Origin of the sequence: Pseudomonas sp. Ost2 (assembly GCF_018326065.1) — a bacterium.
Classification (GTDB): Bacteria; Pseudomonadota; Gammaproteobacteria; order Pseudomonadales; family Pseudomonadaceae; genus Aquipseudomonas; species Aquipseudomonas gingeri.
In genome coordinates this window covers 7104444-7122287 of record NZ_AP021904.1, presented here as the reverse complement: position 1 = coordinate 7122287, position 17844 = coordinate 7104444, and the positions used below count along the sequence as shown (strand labels likewise).

The following is a 17844-nucleotide window of genomic DNA, read 5'->3' as shown; positions in this document are numbered from 1 at the left end:
GCTACATCTGATTCCTTGAGGGTTGGCTGACGCTACGCATGCTCAGCGCGGATGTGGCCGGCAGGACGATGACGGCATCGTCCTGCTCCCCGCGTGAGGCAGGAGGGGGTTTATGGCTGGGTTGGCGCCAGCCTTGCCTCCAACTCCGCCACCTTCGCCTCCAGGCTTTCCAGGCGCGCGCGAGTGCGGGCCAGGACCACCATCTGGCTATCGAATTCTTCCCGGCTGACCAGGTCCAGCTTGCTGAAACCGCTCTGCAGCAGGGCCTTGAACTGGCTTTCGATTTCAGTGCGCGGCAACGGGGTTTCGCCGCTGAACAGGCGGGAGGCGTGGCCGCTCAGGGCGTCGAGGAAGGCTTTGGGCGCGAGCATGGTCTGGGTTCCGGATACAGGGTCGTTCCAGTGTACCACGCAGTGTCTATAGTGATTTCCGAGGGCGGCGATGCACGCTTTTCGCGCAGCACGCCGGGCGGTCGCGCACCGTTTTTGTGCGTGTTGTCCGCATGCGGGCGGGATTTTCGTCCTCCACGGCGACCAAGGGATTGAAATCAGTGGGTTTTGTAGAGATGGCAAGGTTTCTGCTTAGTCGCTTGTGACCCATGCACTGATGCAGTCGCTGTGACGAAGCAGTGCGGCAGGCGGAGCTGGGAAGCTTCGCCGGCAGCGGTTAGCTGGCGTCGACAGGCTGATCAGGGCCAACGATGCGTTACAAAGCCAGGCACTGCGCTTAGACTTGAGTCGGGTTTGTTTTCCTGGGGCAAGTCCACCAATTCGGGAGAGAGTTTCATGAAGCTAGTCACTGCCATCATCAAGCCGTTCAAGTTGGACGACGTGCGCGAGTCGTTGTCCGAAATCGGCGTGCAGGGCATTACCGTTACTGAGGTCAAAGGCTTCGGTCGGCAGAAGGGTCACACCGAGCTGTATCGCGGCGCGGAATACGTGGTCGACTTCCTGCCCAAGGTGAAGATTGATGTCGCCATCGACGACAAGGATCTTGACCGGGTTATCGAGGCGATAACCAAGGCCGCCAACACCGGCAAGATCGGTGACGGCAAGATCTTTGTGGTCAATCTGGAACAGGCTATTCGCATCCGTACCGGCGAAACCGATACCGACGCAATCTAAGCCGCCAAACCCAACGCCCCAGGAGAAAACAATATGACTCTGCGTAAATTCGCAGGGCTAGGAGCCCTGTTGTCCCTCGTAATGCCGGCCCTGGCCATGGCGGCGGACCCGGTACCGGCTCCAGTCCTCAATTCCGGTGATACCAGCTGGATGCTGACCTCCACGGCCCTCGTGCTGTTCATGACCATTCCAGGCCTCGCGCTGTTCTACGGCGGCATGGTGCGGTCGAAAAACATTCTTTCCGTGATGATGCAGTGCTTCGCCATTACCGGTCTGATCACCATCCTGTGGTTCATCTATGGCTACAGCATGGCGTTCGATACCACCGGGATGGAAGCCGGCGTCGTCAACTACAACTCCTTCGTCGGCAGCCTGGCCAAGGCCTTCCTCGCCGGTATCACGCCGGCGAGCATCACCGGCCCGGCGGCGTTGTTCCCCGAGGCGGTGTTCGTCACCTTCCAGATGACCTTCGCGATCATCACCCCGGCGCTGATCGTCGGTGCCTTCGCCGAACGGATGAAGTTCTCCGCGATGCTGATCTTCATGGGCGTCTGGTTCACCCTGGTGTATGCACCGATCGCGCACATGGTCTGGAGCGGTCCGGGTTCCCTGCTGGGCGACTGGGGCGTGCTCGACTTCGCGGGCGGCACCGTGGTGCACATCAACGCCGGTATCGCCGGCCTGGTGGCCTGCCTGGTGCTGGGCAAGCGCAAAGGCTTCCCGACCACCCCGATGGCGCCACACAACCTCGGCTACACCCTGATCGGCGCGGCCATGCTGTGGGTCGGCTGGTTCGGCTTCAACGCCGGTTCCGCCGCCGCGGCCAACGGTACCGCCGGTATGGCGATGCTGGTGACCCAGATCGCCACCGCCGCTGCCGCACTGGGCTGGATGTTCGCCGAGTGGCTGACCCACGGTAAGCCAAGCGCACTGGGCATCGCCTCGGGCGTAGTGGCCGGCCTGGTCGCCATTACCCCGGCTGCCGGTACCGTCGGCCCGATGGGCTCGCTGATCATCGGCCTGGCGGCGGGTGTGGTGTGCTTCTTCTGCGCCACGACCCTGAAACGCAAGCTGGGCTACGACGACTCCCTGGACGCCTTCGGCGTGCACGGTATCGGCGGTATCCTCGGCGCCATCCTGACCGGTGTGTTCGCGGCACCGTCGATGGGCGGCTTCAACGCTGCAACCACCGACATCGCTGCCCAGGTCTGGATCCAGTGCAAAGGCGTCGGCTTCACCGTCATCTACACCGCAGTCGTGACCTACATCATCCTCAAGGTCCTGGATGTAGTGATGGGCCTGCGTGTGACCGACGAAGAAGAATCGGTCGGCCTCGACCTGGCACAACACAACGAGCGCGGCTATAACCTGTAAGCGCGTTTAAAAAATTTGCCCGGCTTGCCGGGCATTTTTTTGCCTGGATTTTGTCAGTGCAAAGAGAGCTGAAAGGTTTTATCCAGAAGCATTCCAGCCAAAACGCCGGGACTATTCCCCATGGGCCGATGGCTTACAGCATGGCTGGCGTATTAGGCGCTTTGCTTTTTTCCTGAGCGCGCTAGAATGCGCGCCGATGGGCGGAGAACTGTATGTGGCAACAGACACTGATTACCTTGCGGGCCAGGCCCCGGGGTTTTCATTTGGTGACCCAGGAGTTGCTCGATGGCTTGCCTGAACTGAAGGCATGTCGAGTCGGTCTGTTGCATTTGTGGCTGCAGCATACCTCGGCCTCGTTGACGATCAACGAGAATGCCGATCCGGCGGTTCGCCGTGACTTCGAACGTTTTTTCAACCGACTGGTGCCGCAAGGCGGGCTCGAGTATGAACATGACGACGAAGGCGCGGATGACTTGCCGGCGCACTTCAAGGCCAGTTTGCTAGGCTGTCAGCTGACTTTGCCGGTAACGGCGGGACGGTTGGCTCTGGGTAGCTGGCAAGGTGTCTATCTGGGCGAACACCGTGATCATGGCGGTGTTCGTAGAGTCCTCGCCACCCTGCAGGGTGATGGGGCATAAGCCGCTGGGGTCCAGCGGATGTTGATTTTTTTCCGGCGGCCTACGACAGTCGGCGCAGCTGGGCTATAACTAATCTGCTTTTCGCAAGTCATGAGGTAGAACATGAGCGACGATGATCTGGAAAACGATGACCTCGAAGTAGGCGACGAAGACGAAACCGAAGAAGGTCTGGAAGCGGCGGCTGAAGACGTAGACGTTGCCGATGACGACGGTGGCGATGTCCCCGCGCCGACTGCCAAGGGTAAGGCCAAGGCAGCCGTATCGGTTGACGAACTGCCCAGCGTGGAAGCCAAGAACAAGGAGCGTGATGCTCTGGCCCGCGCGATGGAAGAGTTCCTCGCACGTGGTGGCAAGGTGCAGGAAGTCGAGGCCAATGTGGTGGCAGATCCACCCAAGAAGCCGGATAACAAGTACGGCAGCCGACCTATCTGAGTGTCAGCTTCCTCGCTTGTCGAAAAAGCCCGCCGTCGCTGCGGGCTTTTTCATGCCTGCCGGTCAGGCCCTGGTGTTCCAGGCGGCCAGCAGCGCCGGCAGTTCGGTCAGGCTGCGGATCTGCGCATCCGGTGGCTGGTCCGCTTCCCAGGCCTTGCCCGCGGGGTTGTACCAGATCGCCCGCAGGCCCGCCTGCTGCGCCCCGGCGATATCGTCGCCCGGATGGTCGCCGATATGCACCGCCGCTTCTGCCGGGACATTCCCGCCGCGGACCAGCGCTTCGTGGAACAGCCGTGAATCGGGCTTGGCGATGCCGATGTCCTCGGCGCACAGGGCAAAGCGGAAGTAGTCGGCAAGGCCCAGGCGGCGCACGTCGGCATTGCCATTGGTGACCACGCCCAGGGCAAAGGAGCGGCCAAGGGTCTCCAGGGTCGGCTCGACCTCGGGAAACACCTCGATCTGGTGCCGGGCGTGAATGAACACTTCGAACGCTTCCGCTGCCAGTGTCTCGGCCTGCCCGTGGGCATAGCCGGCTTCTTCCAGCGCATGGAACAGCACCCGGCGGCGCAAGGCGCTGATGCGGTGCTTGAGCGTCGGTTCCTTGAGCAGCACCCGTTCGCGGATCGCCCACAGGTGCTCGATCGGCACGCCGCCCAGGTCCGGCGCGTGCCCGGCCAGCCACTCCCGCAACACGTTCTCCGCGCTGTGGATCACCGGCGCGGTATCCCACAGGGTGTCATCGAGGTCGAAGGTGATCAGCTGAATCGTCATTACTCACTATCCTTGCTGCGTTTGGCCCGGGGGTGGGCGCTGTCATAGACGGTTGCCAGGTGCTGGAAGTCCAGGTGGGTGTAGATCTGCGTGGTCTTGATGTCCGAGTGGCCGAGCAGCTCCTGCACCGCGCGCAGGTCCTGGGAGGACTCCAGCAGGTGGCTGGCAAAGGAGTGCCGGAGCATGTGCGGGTGCAGGTTCTGCCCCAGTTCACGCTCGCCGGCAGCCTTGACCCGCAGCTGGATGGCCCGGGGGCCGAGGCGCCGGCCCTGCTGGCTGACGAATACCGCATCGTCCGCCGGATTGCTCAGGGCGCGCAGCGGCAGCCAGGTCAGCAGGGCTTCGCGGGCCTTGCGGCCGATCGGCAGGACGCGGGTCTTGCTGCCCTTGCCGTGGACCTGAACCAGGCCGTCCGCCAGGTCCAGCTGGTCGAGGTTGAGCCCGGTCAGTTCCGAGAGACGCAGGCCCGAGGAGTAGAACAGCTCGAGGATGGCCTGGTCGCGGTGGGCGAGGAAATCATCCTCGACGGCACCGTCGAGCAGTTGCAGGGTGCGATCGGTGTCGAGGGTCTTGGGCAGTCGGCGTTCGCCCTTGGGCGGCGCCAGGCCGGTGGCCGGGTCGTGGTTGCACAGGCCTTCGCGGTTCAGGTACTGGTACAGCCCGCGGACCGCCGACAGCAGCCGTGCCAGGCTGCGCGAGGATTGTCCCTGCTGGTGCAGGCGCGCCACCAGCCGCCGCAGCCGCTGGATATCGAGGGCCGACCAACTGCCGATCTGTTCCTTTGCACAGAAGGCGAGGACCTTGTTCAGGTCGCGCCGGTAGGCTTCGAGGGTGTGGGGCGACACCTGGCGCTCACTGCGCAGGTGCTCGCAGTAGGCGTCCAGTTGCCGTTCCACGACTAGCGCACCGAGCGCAGGGAGTGGGTGAAGCGCGGGACGACACGTCCCAGGACTTCGGCGATATAGCTGAGGAACAGGGTGCCGACCGAACTCTTGTAGTGCTGCGGGTCGCGGCTGGCGATGGCGAGCACGCCGTGCAGGCCCAGATGGCTGATGGCGACCACGGCGGTGGAGCCGATCTGCTTGCGTTGTTCTTCGCCGAACAGGAAGTCCAGCTCGTGCTCGCGCAGGCTGCCGCTGATGCTCTTGCCTTCCGAGAGCAGGCCGCCGATCGCCTGCTGCGCGTCGGCACCGCTGACCCAGCGGCCCACCGGCATGGCGTTGTCGCTGAACAGGATCAGGCTGACGAAGGGCACCTGGAAATCCTGGCGCAGGCTGTCTTCGACGGCCATCACCAGGTCTTCCAGGCTGGCCGCGTCCATCAGCGCGAGGATCAGCCGACGGGTCTTGTCGAACAGCCGGTCGTTGTCGCGGGCGACGTCCATCAGTTGCGAAAGCCGGTGGCGCATCTCGATATTGCGTTCGCGCAGGATCTTCATCTGCCGTTCGACCAGCGATACCGTGTCACCACGCTGGTGTGGAATGCGCAGCGCCGGCAGCAGCTCTTCGTGCTCGACGAAGAAGTCCGGGTGAGCCTCCAGGTAGGCGGCGACGGTCGCCGCCTCCAGGCTTTGCGCAGGCAGTTCGTTGGGCTGTTCGGCTGGAGCCTGAGGCTGATCGGTCATGACGTTCGCTCGCTTATAGACGCACTTGTCCTTCATACACCCGTACGGCCGGCCCGGTCATCATCACCGGTGCGCCGTCGCCGGCCCACTCGATGGACAGGCGTCCGCCGGGCAGGTCGATGGTCACCGGTGAATCCATCCAGCCCTGGCTGATGGCCGCGACCGCTGCCGCGCAGGCGCCGGTGCCGCAGGCCTGGGTCTCCCCGGCGCCGCGTTCCCAGACGCGCAGTTGCGCGCGCTGGCGGTCGATCACCTGCAGGAAGCCGACGTTGACCCGCGCCGGGAAGCGCGGATGGTGTTCGATCTTCGGTCCCAGTTCGTGCACCGGGGCGCTGTTGATATCCGTCACGCGCAGAACCGCATGGGGGTTGCCCATGGACACGGCGGCCAGGTCGACGTTCTGGCCGTCGACGTCGACCGGGTAGCTCAGGGCCTGGGCCGCAGCCTGGAACGGAATGTCCGCCGGCACCCGGCGCGGGGCGCCCATGTTCACGCTGATCTGGCCGTCCTGGCGCACGTCCAGTTCGATGATGCCGCTCTTGGTCTCGACGCGGATCTGCCGCTTGGCGGTCAGGCGCTTGTCCAGGACGAAGCGTGCGAAGCAACGGGCACCGTTGCCGCATTGCTCCACTTCCGAACCGTCGGAGTTGAAGATCCGGTAGCGGAAATCCACCTCGGGATTGCTCGGTGCCTCGACGATCAGCAACTGGTCGAAGCCGATGCCGGTGTGCCGGTCACCCCATTGCTTGGCGTGCTTGGGCAGGATGTGCGCGTGCTGGCTGACCAGGTCGAGGACCATGAAGTCGTTGCCCAGGCCGTGCATCTTGGTAAAACGCAGCAGCATGGTCTTACTCCGGCAACAGGCTTTCGCCGGCGTACAACTCGGCCAATGTCTCGCGACGGCGGATTTCGATCATCTGCTCGTCATCCACCAGCACTTCGGCGGCACGGCCGCGGGTGTTGTAGTTGGAGCTCATGACAAAACCATAGGCGCCGGCCGAGTGCACGGCCAGCAGGTCGCCTTCCTCCAGCGCGAGCTGGCGGTCCTTGGCCAGGAAGTCGCCGGTTTCGCAGATCGGTCCGACGATGTCGTAGGCCCGTGGCTCGCTGTCACGCGGGCGCACGGCGGTGACGTTCATCCAGGCCTGGTACAGCGCCGGGCGGATCAGGTCGTTCATCGCCGCGTCGACGATGGCGAAGTCCTTGTATTCGGTGTGCTTGAGGTATTCGACCTGGGTCAGCAGCACGCCGGCGTTGGCGACGATAAAGCGGCCCGGTTCGAACATCAGCGTCAGGTCGCGGCCGGCGGTGCGCTCGCGCACGGCCTTGATGTAGTCGGCCACCAGCGGCGGCTCTTCATCGCGATAACGCACGCCGACACCGCCACCGAGGTCGATATGGTGCAGGTAGATACCGCATTCGCCGAGGCGGTCGATCAGCGCCAACAGGCGGTCGAGGGCGTCGAGGAACGGTGGCAGGCTGGTCAGTTGCGAGCCGATATGGCAATCGACGCCCAGGACTTCCAGGTTCGGCAGCTGTGCGGCGCGGACATAGACCTCTTCCGCGTCGGCGATGGCGATGCCGAACTTGTTTTCCTTCAGACCGGTGGAGATGTACGGGTGGGTGCCGGCATCCACGTCCGGGTTGACCCGCAGCGAGATCGGCGCGCGAACGCCCATCTCGGCCGCCACCACCTGCAGGCGCTCCAGCTCGTCGGTGGACTCGACGTTGAAGCAGTGCACACCGACTTCCAGGGCACGACGCATGTCGTCACGGCTCTTGCCGACGCCGGAGAAGACGATCTTGTCCGCCGCGCCACCGGCGGCCAGGACACGCTCCAGTTCGCCACGGGATACGATGTCGAAACCGGCGCCGAGGCGCGCCAGGACATTCAGCACGCCGAGGTTGGAGTTGGCCTTGACCGCATAGCAGACCAGGTGCGGGGCACCTTGCAGGGCATCGGCATAAGCGTGGTACTGCGCCTCGATATGGGCGCGGGAGTAGACATAAGTCGGCGTGCCAAAGCGCTCGGCGATGGCGGACAAAGCTACACCTTCCGCGAACAGTTCACCGTCGCGGTAGTTAAAAGCGTCCATGGTGATCCCTTAGTAGGTGTCGTGCTTGTGCGCTTTGGCCTGCGAGGACTTGGCCTGGTCGTCCGGGTTCTGACTGTCATCGGGAAGATACAGCGGACCTTTTTGCCCACAGGCAGAGACCAGGCAAGCGATCGCGAGGAGCGCAGCAAGGGAAGAGATCAGGCGCTTCATGGCGAAATCCTTTGTAAAAGCATTAATTGCGCCCGAGTATACCGGCCACCCGGCGGCTTGCCTATGCGGGCCGCCAGCCGGACTCCGCCGGGTCGATCGGGACCTGGTGGATTATTGATGTCACTGTCGCTCCAGGGTGGTTATGCTTTGCAATCATCCGCGAGCGCCCGTATCTTCGGGCGCCTGGAGTGACCAGTATTTTTCGAGGTTCGCGCAATGAGTTTGACTGAAGCCCGTTTTCACGATCTGGTCGATGCCACCCAGCAAGTGCTGGAAGATATTTTTGACGAGAGTGGCCTGGATGTGGACCTGGAGAACTCCGCGGGTGTGTTGACCGTGAAGTTCGAAGGGGGCTCCCAGCTGGTTGTTAGCCGCCAGGAGCCTCTGCGTCAGCTCTGGCTGGCCGCTAAGTCGGGCGGTTTTCATTTTGACTATGATGAAGAAAACTGCGTCTGGACGTGCGACAAGACCGATGAGTTGCTGAGCGAGATCATTGCTCGCTCGACTTTGGAGCAAGCCGGCGTCAACCTGGACTTCGACGAGATCTGATCGTGACGCAGCAAGCCACACCGGCAAGACCCGCCAAGCCGCTGTACAGCAACATCAGCCCGGCCGTGCCTTCGCCTTGCGTGAGCCTGTGCCGGCTCGACGAGCAAAAAGTGTGTATCGGCTGTTTTCGGCATGTCGAGGACATTCGCGAATGGCGCTCGGCGGACGACCAGCGCCGCCGGGTGATCTGCGAGCAGGCGCGACAGCGCCGGGCGCAGGCCTGATCGCGGTCCTCGCGGGCGTTGCCTTGCCCGCGATGGCTGCGGTGAACAGGGCATCGTAGTCACTGGCAAGCCAGCTCCCAGCGGGACATGCATTGTTCTGCGACTTGTGTATTTGCGCTGCTGTGATAGTGTCCGACCATGCCTCGCGATGACGAGGCCAGTGAAAACCCCGCCTTTCGTGGCGGGGTTTTGCTTTTATCGTGCAGAAAAAAGGAGTCTGCCTGGATCATGATCACCGCACCTTCCATCATCCTCACCCGCCTCGATGTGCAGCGTCTCGAGCGCCTGATCGACAGCCTGGACGATTCGCTGCCGGGCGTCGTCGCGTTGCAGGCCGAACTGGATCGCGCTGAAAGCGTCGTGGGCCACGAAGAAGTGCCCGCCGGTGTCGTGACCATGAATTCCCGGGTCCATTGCCGTGAAGAAGGCAGTGGCAAGGACTATCACCTGACCCTGGTCTATCCCCAGGATGCCAATGCCGACGAAGGCAAGATCTCGATTCTCGCGCCGGTCGGCAGCGCCCTGCTCGGCTTGCAGGTCGGCCAGCACATCGACTGGCCGGCCCCGGGTGGCAAGACCCTGAAGCTGACCCTGCTGGAAGTGGAATACCAGCCGGAAGCGGCCGGTGACTTCCACCTCTGAGCCCTCACTTACAAGCCCTCACACCCCTGAACCCTCTCAGGCCTGTTCCAGGGCGATATTCAGCGAGCTTTCCAGGTCGGCCTTGTAGCGCAGGTACAGGTTGGTCGAGCCCGTGCCTTCGCCGACCAGGCCGCTGAGGTCCAGGTCGGTGATGTAGCAGCGATAGCGCTCGACCTCGCGCCGCTGGCCGATAATTTCCTGGGCGACCGCGATAAACAGCTGGTCGCCGTATTCCAGTTGGGAAAACTCCCGCTGATTGCAGTACAGGGTGACCTGGACTTCGTTCGGCCCGGCCTTGCCGACGATCGCCTGGACGTCGTAGAACGGCTTGTTGACCGGCGTCTGCGGTGCCGGCCGGGTCTCGACCCGTCGTGCCCGCCCCGGTGCCGAGGGCAGCAGCTGGTAATACAGGGTTTCCAGCACGGTCGCGGGCAACGTCGAATCCATCGGCATCAAGGCCTCGCGACGGTACAGGATCGACTGCAGGAAACGTTGCAGCGGCACCAGCAGGCTTTGCTCGTCATGGAATGGCAGGCGCTGTTGCCACAAGGCATTGAACTCATCGAGCACATACAGCTCGGCCTGGTTCTCGTTGATCCGGAAGAACACCTGTATGCACTCGGGCTGGCCCATCGGCAGCACCAGGGCCAGGTCGTGTTCCTCCATGGCCCGCAGATCCAGGTGCAACGGGCTGTAGCTCGACAGGTCGGCGCTCAGGTAGTCGAGCAGCGTCGACAGATTGTCCAGGGCGATATGGCGGACCTGGCCGGGCACCAGTTCCAGGACGTGGTAATGCTGCTGGACCTGCACCAGGTAGCGGTGGTTGAGGTCGCCGATCAGCAATTCCTGGGCGGTATTGAGCACTTCCTCGACCCGCTGGGCGATGAATTGCGCGCGGTTGTGGCAGAAACAGCGTACCCGCAGCCTTGGCATCTCGCGGCCCAGGGGCAGGTTGTTGAGGTAGTCGCGCAGGCAGTCGAGCAGGGCATGGGGGCCGTCGTAACGACTGATCAGCACTTCGTTCCAGCTGTTGAGGGTGACCTGGTCGAGGGTCAGCACCAGGTTTTCCCGGACACCGGCATAACTCAGGGAGTCGGTGCGCTCGGTGGTCATCAGGATATTCAGATCGCGGTGGTGCTTGAGCGGGTCTACGCCGACGTTGACCAGCAACAGCACCTCGCCCGGGATGCTCGGACGCAGCAACTGTTCCTCGCCGACGGTGCTCAGGGGCAGGGCGATCACCTGCTGCAGGCTGCCGAGCAGGTTGAACAGCTCGAATTCGGTCAGGTCGCTGCTGCCGGGGTGCAGGGCGAGGCGGGTGCTGCTGTCGATCACGCCGTTGCGGTGGCACCAGGTCAGCAATTCCAGCAGCTCGCGGCTGCGCTTGATCGGCGCGAAGTGTTCCCACTCCTGGGCGCCCAGGCTGCCGTTGTACAGGCCCCAATGGGTCTGCCCCGGCTCCTTGCGGTTGGGCGACTGGACCAGGGTCAGGGTGTCTTCGGCGAGGTCCGGGGCGATGCCGGGGTTGATGAACTCGATCTTGCCGGCCTTGCGCTCGAACGCGGCGTACAACCGGCGGCCGAGCACGTTGAGGTCGCGCTTGTTGATCAGGCTGACCGCCTGCTCGGTACGGGCGAACTGGGTCAGGAAGCGATAGCTGTAGTTGAGTTCGTTGACCAGTGCGCGGCGTTCGGCGCTGACCTGGCGGACTTTCCACTGGCTGCGGCTGTCGAGCAGCGCCAGTTGCCGGCGGTCCCAGCCCCATTCGCCGGCCAGGCGCTCCAGCAACTGGCGTTGCCAGCTGGTGTTGCGCGAGCTGTTGCCGGTTAGCTTGCGGTTGACCTTCAGGTACAGGCTGCGCCGTACCAGTTCCAGGCGTTCCGGCTCGTTGCGGGCCTTGAGGTATTCCTCGATCCGCCGGTAGACCACGATATAGGGGTCCAGCTCGTCGAGGTCCAGCTGGTTGGCGAACACCGCCTGCTTGAAGCGCAGGCTCAGGCATTCGACCCGCGGGTGCTCGCTGGCATAGACCTCGGTCAGCAGCAGCTTGAGCACCGACTTGTAGGGCGACTCGATCCCCTTGAACAACTGCCAGAGCCCGGCACCGATGAACTCGCCCGGCGGGATCTGCGCCAGATGGCCGAGGTCCAGGCCTTCGTCCGCGCGGATAAAGCGCTTGGACAGCAGGGTATGGGTGTATTGGTCGTAGCGCGCCTCCTCGTACACCGGCACCAGCCACCACAGCGGCGTCCGTCCGGCGAGCCAGATGGCGGTGCGATAGAACTCGTCCAGCAGCAGGTAGTGCTGGGTGGTGCCGCAGTCTTCCGAGCTCAGTTGGGCGTCCCGCTCGCCACGGACGAAGCGCGCCGGGTCGATCAGGAAGAAATGCGCTTCGGCGCCCTGGCTGGCCGCCCAGGTTTCCAGCAACTGGCATTTCTTGCGCAGTTCCGCCAGCTCGCCCTGGCTCAGGTCGCTGGCGTGGCAGACCCAGAAGTCCATGTCGCTCTGGTCGGCCTGGGCCAGGGTTCCCAGGCTGCCCATCAGGAACAGCCCGTGGATCGGCCGCGGTGGGTTGCCGTGACGGGCCTTGTAGGAGAAGGAGCGGGTCAGGCGCTGGGCTTCGGCGAGCGCCGAATCGTCCGGCTCGTAGCTCGACAGCCCGGCCGGCGTGCTGCCCGAGACATAGCCGGGCAATAGGGGATGATTGACATGGAAAAACAGCGGCAGCACGTTCAGCACGACCTGCTGGCGCGGCGAGAGACCTTCCATGGCACGGTCGAGCCGACCCTGGTTGAGCTTCAGAAAGCGCGAGCGCAGCTGGCTGAGCACCTTGCGGTCGATGCCCTCGTCCAGGTTTGGGCGAATTTCGTGGGTGCGCGTCATTTCAAACTCAAACCGGCTCAGCGGCGCTCGACAGTAGGAAATCTCTGAAGGGTGGCAGTTTACAGGCTAAGCGGGCCGCGCTTTAAGCTGAATTTGTCGATGGATGTCAGATTGCCAGATGAGTGGCCGCGGTCAGCCCGCGCAACCCGTGAAAACACAGGATTGCGTGGGCCTGGGGCGGACTCAGGCGGCTTCTTTTCGGACGTTCAGGATGGTCAGCAGGCCTTGGGCATGTTCGGCGGCGTCACGGCCCAGGCTGGTCAGGTAACCACCGTCTCTCTGGGTGATCAGTTCTTTGTCGAACAGGCGTTTGGCGGCGGCGATGGCAGTCGGGGCAGCGGTCTGATGAATTTTCAGGCCCTCCTGGGAACTCCCCAGGTTGAACAGTGCAAGGATTTCCAGTTCGGCAACCAACTCAGGGGTATACGACATAAGGACTCCAGACTTTCTAGGAATTATTGGACGACAGCGCCCCTAAGGTGATCCCACTTGCGCGGGCTGTCCAGTGCTGGATGAGCGCGCGGCCGGATGGCGTGCTGGAGGCGTGGGATCAGTTGTTACAGGGTTTTTCCAGTGTAGACAGTCCTTGCTGAAACGCTCACTGCTTCTCGGGCGGCAGCTCCGGCAAGGCGCGCAGGGCGTCTTCGTACCACTGGGTATCGAACGCGCGGTCATCGTCGAGCATCGCGTCGATTTCCGTCGCCAATACATGGGCCATGAGGGTGAGAATCTCGTCGCGTTCGTAGCCGACCAGGGTCAGTTTGTTGAACGTGGCCTTGGCGGCCGGCGGGTTGTCGTTTTCGATCTGGTTTTCGATGGCCTGGACCAGGGTGCTCTCGGCGAACTCTTCTTCGTCGTTGTCGATATCGGTTGGCTCGCTCATGGCAGGCTCCTCAAGGAAAGGTCGGCAGTTTACCCGTATTCATCGCCGTGATGCTGCTGGTTGAATTTTGTCCGGTGCACTATAACTTCCCCCGCCAACCCCCCGCACGGCCTGGAGGCTTTGTGATGCTCAAGCTTTATGGATTTGCTGTCAGCAACTACTACAACATGGTCAAGCTGGCATTGCTCGAGAAGGGCCTGTCGTTCGAGGAAGTGCCGTTCTACGCCGGACAGACGCCGGAGGCCCTGGCAATCAGCCCGCGCGGGAAAGTTCCGGTGCTGGGCGTGGAGCAGGGCTATATCAACGAAACCAGCGTGATCCTCGAATACCTCGACGACACCCAGGGCGGCAAGGCGCTGCTGCCCAGCGACCCGTTCCGGCGTGCCCAGGTCCTGGCGCTGGCCAAGGAGATCGAACTGTACATCGAGCTGCCGGCGCGGGCTTCGTTTGCCGAGGCGTTCTTTGGCATGCCGGTGCCGGAGGCGATCAAGGAAAAGACCCGCACCGAGCTGTTGCTGGGCTTTGCCTCGCTCAAGCGCCATGGCCGGTTCGCCCCTTATGTGGCGGGCAACGAGTTGAGCGTGGCGGACCTGTATTTTCTCTACAGCGTCGACCTGGCCTGCGCGGTCGGCCAGAAGCTGTTCGGGATCGATCTGTTGGCCGGGATGCCGGAGGCGAAGGCCTTGCTGGAGCGTCTGCAGCAGACGGAGCATGCCCAGCGGATCGCGGCGGACAAGGAGGCCGCGATGCCGGCGTTCATGGCGATGATTGCCGCCAAGAAATAGGTTGTGGCGTTCATCATGACGCCATCGCCAGCAAGCCGGCTCCCACCGGATGAGTGTCGCATGCGGAACATGGGTTCGAGCACAAACCTTGTGGGAGCTGGCTTGCCAGCGAAGAGGCCCGTAAGCCTGGCCTCGGCTGATCGATCGCCCTCGCCGGCAAGCCGGCTCCCACCAGGGATCAGCGGCTGGCGAGCAGTGCCTGGCCGCGGGCGACCGCTGCCTTGACCTGTGCCGGCGCGGTTCCGCCGATATGATCGCGGGCGTTGACCGAGCCTTCCAGGGTCAATACCGCAAACACGTCCTGGTCGATCTGGTCGCTGAACTTGCGCAGCTCTTCCAGGCTCATTTCCGCCAGGTCCTTGCCGCTTTCCACGCCGTACTTCACCGCGTGGCCGACGATCTCGTGGCAATCACGGAACGGCAGGCCACGACGCACCAGGTAGTCCGCCAGGTCGGTCGCGGTGGAGAAGCCGCGCAGTGCCGCCTCGCGCATCATCGCGTGCTTGGGCTTGATCGCCGGGATCATGTCGGCGAAGGCCCGCAGCGAATCGCGCAGGGTATCGGCGGCGTCGAACAGCGGTTCCTTGTCTTCCTGGTTGTCCTTGTTGTAGGCCAGGGGCTGGCCTTTCATCAGGGTCAGCAGGCCCATCAGGGCACCGAACACCCGGCCGGTCTTGCCGCGTACCAGCTCCGGTACGTCCGGGTTCTTCTTCTGGGGCATGATCGAGCTACCGGTGCAGAAGCGGTCCGGCAGGTCGATGAACTGGAACTGCGCGCTGGTCCACAGCACCAGCTCTTCGGAGAAGCGCGACAGGTGCATCATCGCGATGCTGGCCGCCGAGCAGAACTCGATGGCGAAGTCACGATCCGAAACGTTGTCCAGGGAGTTGCCGCCGACCACATCGAAGCCCAGCAGCTGGGCGGTGTATTCGCGGTCGATCGGGTAGGTGGTGCCGGCCAGCGCCGCGCTGCCCAGGGGCATGCGGTTGGTGCGCTTGCGGCAGTCCACCAGGCGCTCGTAGTCACGGCTGAGCATTTCGAACCAGGCCAGCATATGGTGGCCGAAGGTCACCGGCTGCGCGGTCTGCAGGTGGGTGAAACCGGGCATGATAGTGCCGGCTTCACGCTCGGCCTGTTCCAGCAGGCCTTTTTGCAGGCGGGTGATTTCCGCCAGGATCAGGTCGATTTCGTCCCGCAGCCACAGGCGGATATCGGTGGCGACCTGGTCGTTGCGGCTGCGCCCGGTGTGCAGCTTCTTGCCGGTGACGCCGATGCGGTCGGTCAGACGCGCCTCGATGTTCATGTGCACGTCTTCCAGGTCCACGCGCCAGTCAAAGTTGCCGGCCTCGATTTCGCCCTGGAGGGTGGTCAGTCCGTCGACGATGCTGTCGCGCTCGGCATCGGTCAGCACGCCGACCTTGGCCAGCATCCTGGCGTGGGCGATGGAGCCCATGATGTCGTGACGATAGAGGCGCTGGTCGAACGTGACGGAGGCGGTGAAGCGTGCGACGAAGGCGTCGACGGGTTCACTGAAGCGGCCGCCCCAGGACTGATTGGTCTTGTCGGTGCTCATGGATTCGCTCGTGATCTACTGAAGGTGGGTTGCCGGAAAAGTCGTTGCCGATCATAACAGGGTTGCCCCCGCTGGGGCTGACACTGGTCGCGCGGTTTTTATTTCGACCGAATCGGTCGGGTGGCTTGTCGCCGGCAGCGCAGGCGCGGAGACTGGGTCTCTCGTTTCGGGAATACGCCCCGTATGCCAATCTCACGAACGAAGGTGGCGCGTGATGCGCCGGCGACACCGGAATTCTTCCTGCCGGAGCTCTGCCTGCCAGAAGCGCTGCTGGTGCTGGTGATATTGGCCGAGTTGCTGGTGATGGTGCTGGTGCTGTCCGAGCCGATGCCCGCCGGTTTCGACTGGGTGCGCCTGGCGCTGACCTCGCTGTACGTGCAGTGGATCGTGCTGCTCTCGGCGGCGGTGCTGTGTGGCGCCCGGTCCTGGCTGGCGCGCCTGCGTCCCGGGGTGGCGGGTGCCTTGTGCTGTGCCCTGGTGGTCGGCCTGACGCTGATCTGCACCGCCCTGACCGAGTACCTTTCCCTTGTCGAGCGGCAGGTCGACGCCGGCAGTTTCGGCCGTTATCTACGCCATGGCTTGATCAGTCTCATCATGTCGGCGCTGATGTTGCGCTACTTTTACCTGCAGAGTCAGTGGCGGCGCCAGCAGCAGGCGGAGTTGCAGGCGCGGCTCGAGGCGTTGCAGGCGAGGATCAGGCCGCACTTCCTGTTCAACAGCCTGAACAGCATTGCCAGCCTGGTGGCGACCGACCCGAGGCAGGCCGAGCAGGCGGTGCTGGATCTGTCGGACCTGTTCCGGGCCAGTCTCGCCAAGCCGGGGAACCTGGTGTCGTGGCGCGACGAGCTGGAATTAGCGCAACGATATTTGTCGATCGAACACTATCGGCTTGGCAACCGTCTACAGTTGGACTGGAGGGTGGGGACAATTCCGGACGATTTGCCGATCCCGCAACTAACCTTGCAACCATTGCTGGAAAACGCTCTGATCTATGGAATCGCGCCGCGGGTCGAAGGCGGGGTGGTCAGAGTCGAAGCCGACTATAAAGAGGGAGAGTTCATATTGTGTATCAGCAATCCCTACGACGATGCTGCCCAGCAGCAGGTGTCGAGCGGTACTCAACTGGCGCTGGTGAACATTGGTGCCCGACTTACGGCACTTTTTGGGCCTCGCGCTAGTCTTAGCGTGGATCGCCGTGACGGACGTCACTTCACCTGTCTACGCTATCCTTGTGCGAGACTCACGCAGGAATCCAGCGCAATATGAATGTCCTGATCGTTGATGACGAACCCCTGGCCCGCGAGCGCCTGAGCCGTTTGGTTGGCGAACTCGAGGGTTACAGTGTCCTGGAGCCCAGCGCCACCAATGGCGAAGAGGCATTGGCCCTGATCGACAGCCTCAAGCCGGATGTCGTCTTGCTCGATATCCGCATGCCGGGCCTGGATGGCCTGCAGGTGGCCGCGCGCCTGTGCGAGCGCGAAACGCCGCCGGCGGTGGTGTTCTGCACCGCCCATGACGAGTTTGCCCTGGAGGCGTTCCAGGTCAGCGCCGTGGGTTATCTGGTCAAGCCGGTGCGTTCCGAGCATCTGCTCGAGGCCCTGAAGAAGGCCGAGCGGCCCAACCGCGTGCAACTGGCCGCGCTGACCCGCCCGGCCGCGGAAACCGGCGCCGGACCGCGTACCCATATCAGTGCGCGGACCCGCAAGGGGATCGAACTGATTCCCCTCGACCAGGTGATCTATTTCATCGCGGATCACAAGTACGTGACCTTGCGCCACGAAGGCGGCGAAGTCCTGCTCGACGAGCCGCTGAAGGCCCTGGAAGACGAGTTCGGCGACCGCTTCGTGCGTATCCACCGCAATGCGCTGGTGGCCCGCGAACGCATCGAACGCCTGCAGCGCACGCCCCTGGGGCACTTCCAGTTGTTCCTCAAGGGCCTCAACGGCGATGCGCTGATCGTCAGCCGGCGCCATGTCGCCGGTGTGCGCAAGATGATGCAGCAGCTCTGATCCGGGGCTTGTCACAGGCCCCGAGGTTTGTCCGTCCGCTGTTCCAGGCCAGGGAGGCTGCGGACT

Annotated in this window: 21 protein-coding genes; 10 read left to right on the top strand and 11 right to left on the bottom strand. The window is 63.3% G+C overall.

Annotated elements, in window-relative coordinates; all coding sequences use genetic code 11:
* Positions 1 to 110: 110 nt before the first annotated feature.
* Positions 111 to 371: an accessory factor UbiK family protein gene (locus KI243_RS31715; RefSeq protein ID WP_177108753.1), complete on the bottom strand. Its 261-nt coding sequence runs from the start codon at positions 369 to 371 to the stop codon at positions 111 to 113.
* A gap of 414 nt (positions 372 to 785) precedes the next feature.
* Between KI243_RS31715 and glnK the strand changes: the two genes are divergently transcribed.
* From glnK to sutA, 4 genes are all read left to right on the top strand, one after another.
* Positions 786 to 1124: a P-II family nitrogen regulator gene (glnK, locus tag KI243_RS31710; protein ID WP_002555808.1), complete on the top strand. Its 339-nt coding sequence runs from the start codon at positions 786 to 788 to the stop codon at positions 1122 to 1124.
* 33 nt (positions 1125 to 1157) lie between these two features.
* Positions 1158 to 2498 (top strand): ammonium transporter, encoded by a 1341-nt coding sequence (locus KI243_RS31705; RefSeq protein WP_177058305.1) that lies wholly within the window; start codon positions 1158 to 1160, stop codon positions 2496 to 2498.
* 212 nt (positions 2499 to 2710) lie between these two features.
* Positions 2711 to 3136, top strand: coding sequence for a secondary thiamine-phosphate synthase enzyme YjbQ (locus KI243_RS31700; RefSeq protein ID WP_017125502.1), 426 nt, complete (start codon positions 2711 to 2713; stop codon positions 3134 to 3136).
* A gap of 102 nt (positions 3137 to 3238) precedes the next feature.
* Positions 3239 to 3568: a transcriptional regulator SutA gene (sutA, locus tag KI243_RS31695; protein ID WP_017125501.1), complete on the top strand. Its 330-nt coding sequence runs from the start codon at positions 3239 to 3241 to the stop codon at positions 3566 to 3568.
* Positions 3569 to 3631: 63 nt separating this feature from the next.
* Here sutA and KI243_RS31690 read toward each other — a convergent pair whose 3' ends face one another.
* Genes KI243_RS31690 through KI243_RS31665 form a run of 6 tightly spaced genes read right to left on the bottom strand, consistent with a single transcriptional unit; the run spans position 3632 to position 8230 of the window.
* The gene (locus KI243_RS31690) at positions 3632 to 4339 is read right to left on the bottom strand and encodes an HAD family hydrolase (RefSeq protein WP_017125500.1); all 708 of its coding nucleotides are present in this window, start codon (positions 4337 to 4339) and stop codon (positions 3632 to 3634) included.
* Complete coding sequence (gene xerC / locus KI243_RS31685; protein WP_177128204.1) at positions 4339 to 5235, bottom strand: tyrosine recombinase XerC; 897 nt, start codon at positions 5233 to 5235, stop codon at positions 4339 to 4341. The genes KI243_RS31690 and xerC overlap by 1 nt, the downstream gene beginning before the upstream one ends.
* Positions 5236 to 5237: 2 nt before the next feature.
* Entirely contained in the window at positions 5238 to 5963 is a 726-nt protein-coding gene (locus tag KI243_RS31680) for a DUF484 family protein (RefSeq protein WP_017125498.1), read from the bottom strand.
* Between the two features lie 13 nt (positions 5964 to 5976).
* Complete coding sequence (dapF, locus tag KI243_RS31675) at positions 5977 to 6807, bottom strand: diaminopimelate epimerase (protein WP_177087200.1); 831 nt, start codon at positions 6805 to 6807, stop codon at positions 5977 to 5979.
* 4 nt (positions 6808 to 6811) lie between these two features.
* Positions 6812 to 8059, bottom strand: a complete 1248-nt coding sequence (gene lysA / locus KI243_RS31670) for a diaminopimelate decarboxylase (protein WP_212810277.1) — start codon at positions 8057 to 8059, stop codon at positions 6812 to 6814.
* Between the two features lie 9 nt (positions 8060 to 8068).
* Positions 8069 to 8230 carry a lipoprotein gene (locus KI243_RS31665; protein WP_017125495.1) on the bottom strand — a complete coding sequence of 54 codons (162 nt, stop codon included), beginning with the start codon at positions 8228 to 8230 and terminating at the stop codon, positions 8069 to 8071.
* 216 nt (positions 8231 to 8446) lie between these two features.
* Between KI243_RS31665 and cyaY the strand changes: the two genes are divergently transcribed.
* The 3 genes from cyaY (at position 8447) to rnk (ending at position 9645) form a co-directional block, all read left to right on the top strand.
* Complete coding sequence (gene cyaY, locus KI243_RS31660) at positions 8447 to 8779, top strand: iron donor protein CyaY (protein WP_017125494.1); 333 nt, start codon at positions 8447 to 8449, stop codon at positions 8777 to 8779.
* Positions 8780 to 8781: 2 nt separating this feature from the next.
* Positions 8782 to 9003 (top strand): DUF1289 domain-containing protein, encoded by a 222-nt coding sequence (locus tag KI243_RS31655; RefSeq protein ID WP_177087194.1) that lies wholly within the window; start codon positions 8782 to 8784, stop codon positions 9001 to 9003.
* Between the two features lie 228 nt (positions 9004 to 9231).
* Positions 9232 to 9645, top strand: coding sequence for a nucleoside diphosphate kinase regulator (gene rnk, locus KI243_RS31650; protein WP_212810276.1), 414 nt, complete (start codon positions 9232 to 9234; stop codon positions 9643 to 9645).
* Between the two features lie 36 nt (positions 9646 to 9681).
* Here rnk and KI243_RS31645 read toward each other — a convergent pair whose 3' ends face one another.
* From KI243_RS31645 to KI243_RS31635, 3 genes are all read right to left on the bottom strand, one after another.
* The gene (locus KI243_RS31645; RefSeq protein ID WP_177118618.1) at positions 9682 to 12528 is read right to left on the bottom strand and encodes a class I adenylate cyclase; all 2847 of its coding nucleotides are present in this window, start codon (positions 12526 to 12528) and stop codon (positions 9682 to 9684) included.
* Positions 12529 to 12711: 183 nt separating this feature from the next.
* Positions 12712 to 12960: a TIGR02647 family protein gene (locus KI243_RS31640; protein WP_017125490.1), complete on the bottom strand. Its 249-nt coding sequence runs from the start codon at positions 12958 to 12960 to the stop codon at positions 12712 to 12714.
* A 166-nt stretch (positions 12961 to 13126) separates the two neighbouring features.
* Positions 13127 to 13411 carry a hypothetical protein gene (locus KI243_RS31635; protein WP_178992327.1) on the bottom strand — a complete coding sequence of 95 codons (285 nt, stop codon included), beginning with the start codon at positions 13409 to 13411 and terminating at the stop codon, positions 13127 to 13129.
* A gap of 125 nt (positions 13412 to 13536) precedes the next feature.
* Here KI243_RS31635 and KI243_RS31630 point away from each other — a divergent pair, with 125 nt between their 5' ends.
* Positions 13537 to 14196, top strand: a complete 660-nt coding sequence (locus tag KI243_RS31630) for a glutathione S-transferase (protein WP_017125488.1) — start codon at positions 13537 to 13539, stop codon at positions 14194 to 14196.
* Between the two features lie 178 nt (positions 14197 to 14374).
* Here the strand turns inward: KI243_RS31630 and argH are convergent, their stop codons facing one another.
* On the bottom strand, positions 14375 to 15769 hold the full coding sequence (gene argH, locus KI243_RS31625; RefSeq protein WP_177087190.1) for an argininosuccinate lyase: 1395 nt from the start codon (positions 15767 to 15769) through the stop codon (positions 14375 to 14377).
* 183 nt (positions 15770 to 15952) lie between these two features.
* On the opposite strand from argH, the gene KI243_RS31620 reads away from it, so the two are divergent.
* Positions 15953 to 17035, top strand: a complete 1083-nt coding sequence (locus tag KI243_RS31620) for a sensor histidine kinase (RefSeq protein ID WP_177087188.1) — start codon at positions 15953 to 15955, stop codon at positions 17033 to 17035.
* Complete coding sequence (locus KI243_RS31615) at positions 17032 to 17778, top strand: LytTR family DNA-binding domain-containing protein (RefSeq protein ID WP_017125485.1); 747 nt, start codon at positions 17032 to 17034, stop codon at positions 17776 to 17778. The genes KI243_RS31620 and KI243_RS31615 overlap by 4 nt, the downstream gene beginning before the upstream one ends.
* Positions 17779 to 17844 lie beyond the last annotated feature (66 nt).

Bases quoted from the DNA above. Each gene is read 5' to 3' on its own strand.
- sutA (WP_017125501.1), top strand. From the start codon at position 3,239: ATGAGCGACGATGATCTGGAAAACGATGACCTCGAAGTAGGCGACGAA.
- KI243_RS31690 (WP_017125500.1), bottom strand. From the start codon at position 4,339: ATGACGATTCAGCTGATCACCTTCGACCTCGATGACACCCTGTGGGAT.
- KI243_RS31630 (WP_017125488.1), top strand. From the start codon at position 13,537: ATGCTCAAGCTTTATGGATTTGCTGTCAGCAACTACTACAACATGGTC.
- KI243_RS31645 (WP_177118618.1), bottom strand. From the start codon at position 12,528: ATGACGCGCACCCACGAAATTCGCCCAAACCTGGACGAGGGCATCGAC.
- KI243_RS31635 (WP_178992327.1), bottom strand. From the start codon at position 13,411: ATGAGCGAGCCAACCGATATCGACAACGACGAAGAAGAGTTCGCCGAG.
- cyaY (WP_017125494.1), top strand. From the start codon at position 8,447: ATGAGTTTGACTGAAGCCCGTTTTCACGATCTGGTCGATGCCACCCAG.
- KI243_RS31615 (WP_017125485.1), top strand. From the start codon at position 17,032: ATGAATGTCCTGATCGTTGATGACGAACCCCTGGCCCGCGAGCGCCTG.
- KI243_RS31680 (WP_017125498.1), bottom strand. From the start codon at position 5,963: ATGACCGATCAGCCTCAGGCTCCAGCCGAACAGCCCAACGAACTGCCT.
- KI243_RS31705 (WP_177058305.1), top strand. From the start codon at position 1,158: ATGACTCTGCGTAAATTCGCAGGGCTAGGAGCCCTGTTGTCCCTCGTA.
- KI243_RS31715 (WP_177108753.1), bottom strand. From the start codon at position 371: ATGCTCGCGCCCAAAGCCTTCCTCGACGCCCTGAGCGGCCACGCCTCC.
- KI243_RS31665 (WP_017125495.1), bottom strand. From the start codon at position 8,230: ATGAAGCGCCTGATCTCTTCCCTTGCTGCGCTCCTCGCGATCGCTTGC.
- glnK (WP_002555808.1), top strand. From the start codon at position 786: ATGAAGCTAGTCACTGCCATCATCAAGCCGTTCAAGTTGGACGACGTG.
- KI243_RS31620 (WP_177087188.1), top strand. From the start codon at position 15,953: ATGCCAATCTCACGAACGAAGGTGGCGCGTGATGCGCCGGCGACACCG.
- KI243_RS31700 (WP_017125502.1), top strand. From the start codon at position 2,711: ATGTGGCAACAGACACTGATTACCTTGCGGGCCAGGCCCCGGGGTTTT.
- dapF (WP_177087200.1), bottom strand. From the start codon at position 6,807: ATGCTGCTGCGTTTTACCAAGATGCACGGCCTGGGCAACGACTTCATG.
- lysA (WP_212810277.1), bottom strand. From the start codon at position 8,059: ATGGACGCTTTTAACTACCGCGACGGTGAACTGTTCGCGGAAGGTGTA.
- rnk (WP_212810276.1), top strand. From the start codon at position 9,232: ATGATCACCGCACCTTCCATCATCCTCACCCGCCTCGATGTGCAGCGT.
- KI243_RS31640 (WP_017125490.1), bottom strand. From the start codon at position 12,960: ATGTCGTATACCCCTGAGTTGGTTGCCGAACTGGAAATCCTTGCACTG.
- argH (WP_177087190.1), bottom strand. From the start codon at position 15,769: ATGAGCACCGACAAGACCAATCAGTCCTGGGGCGGCCGCTTCAGTGAA.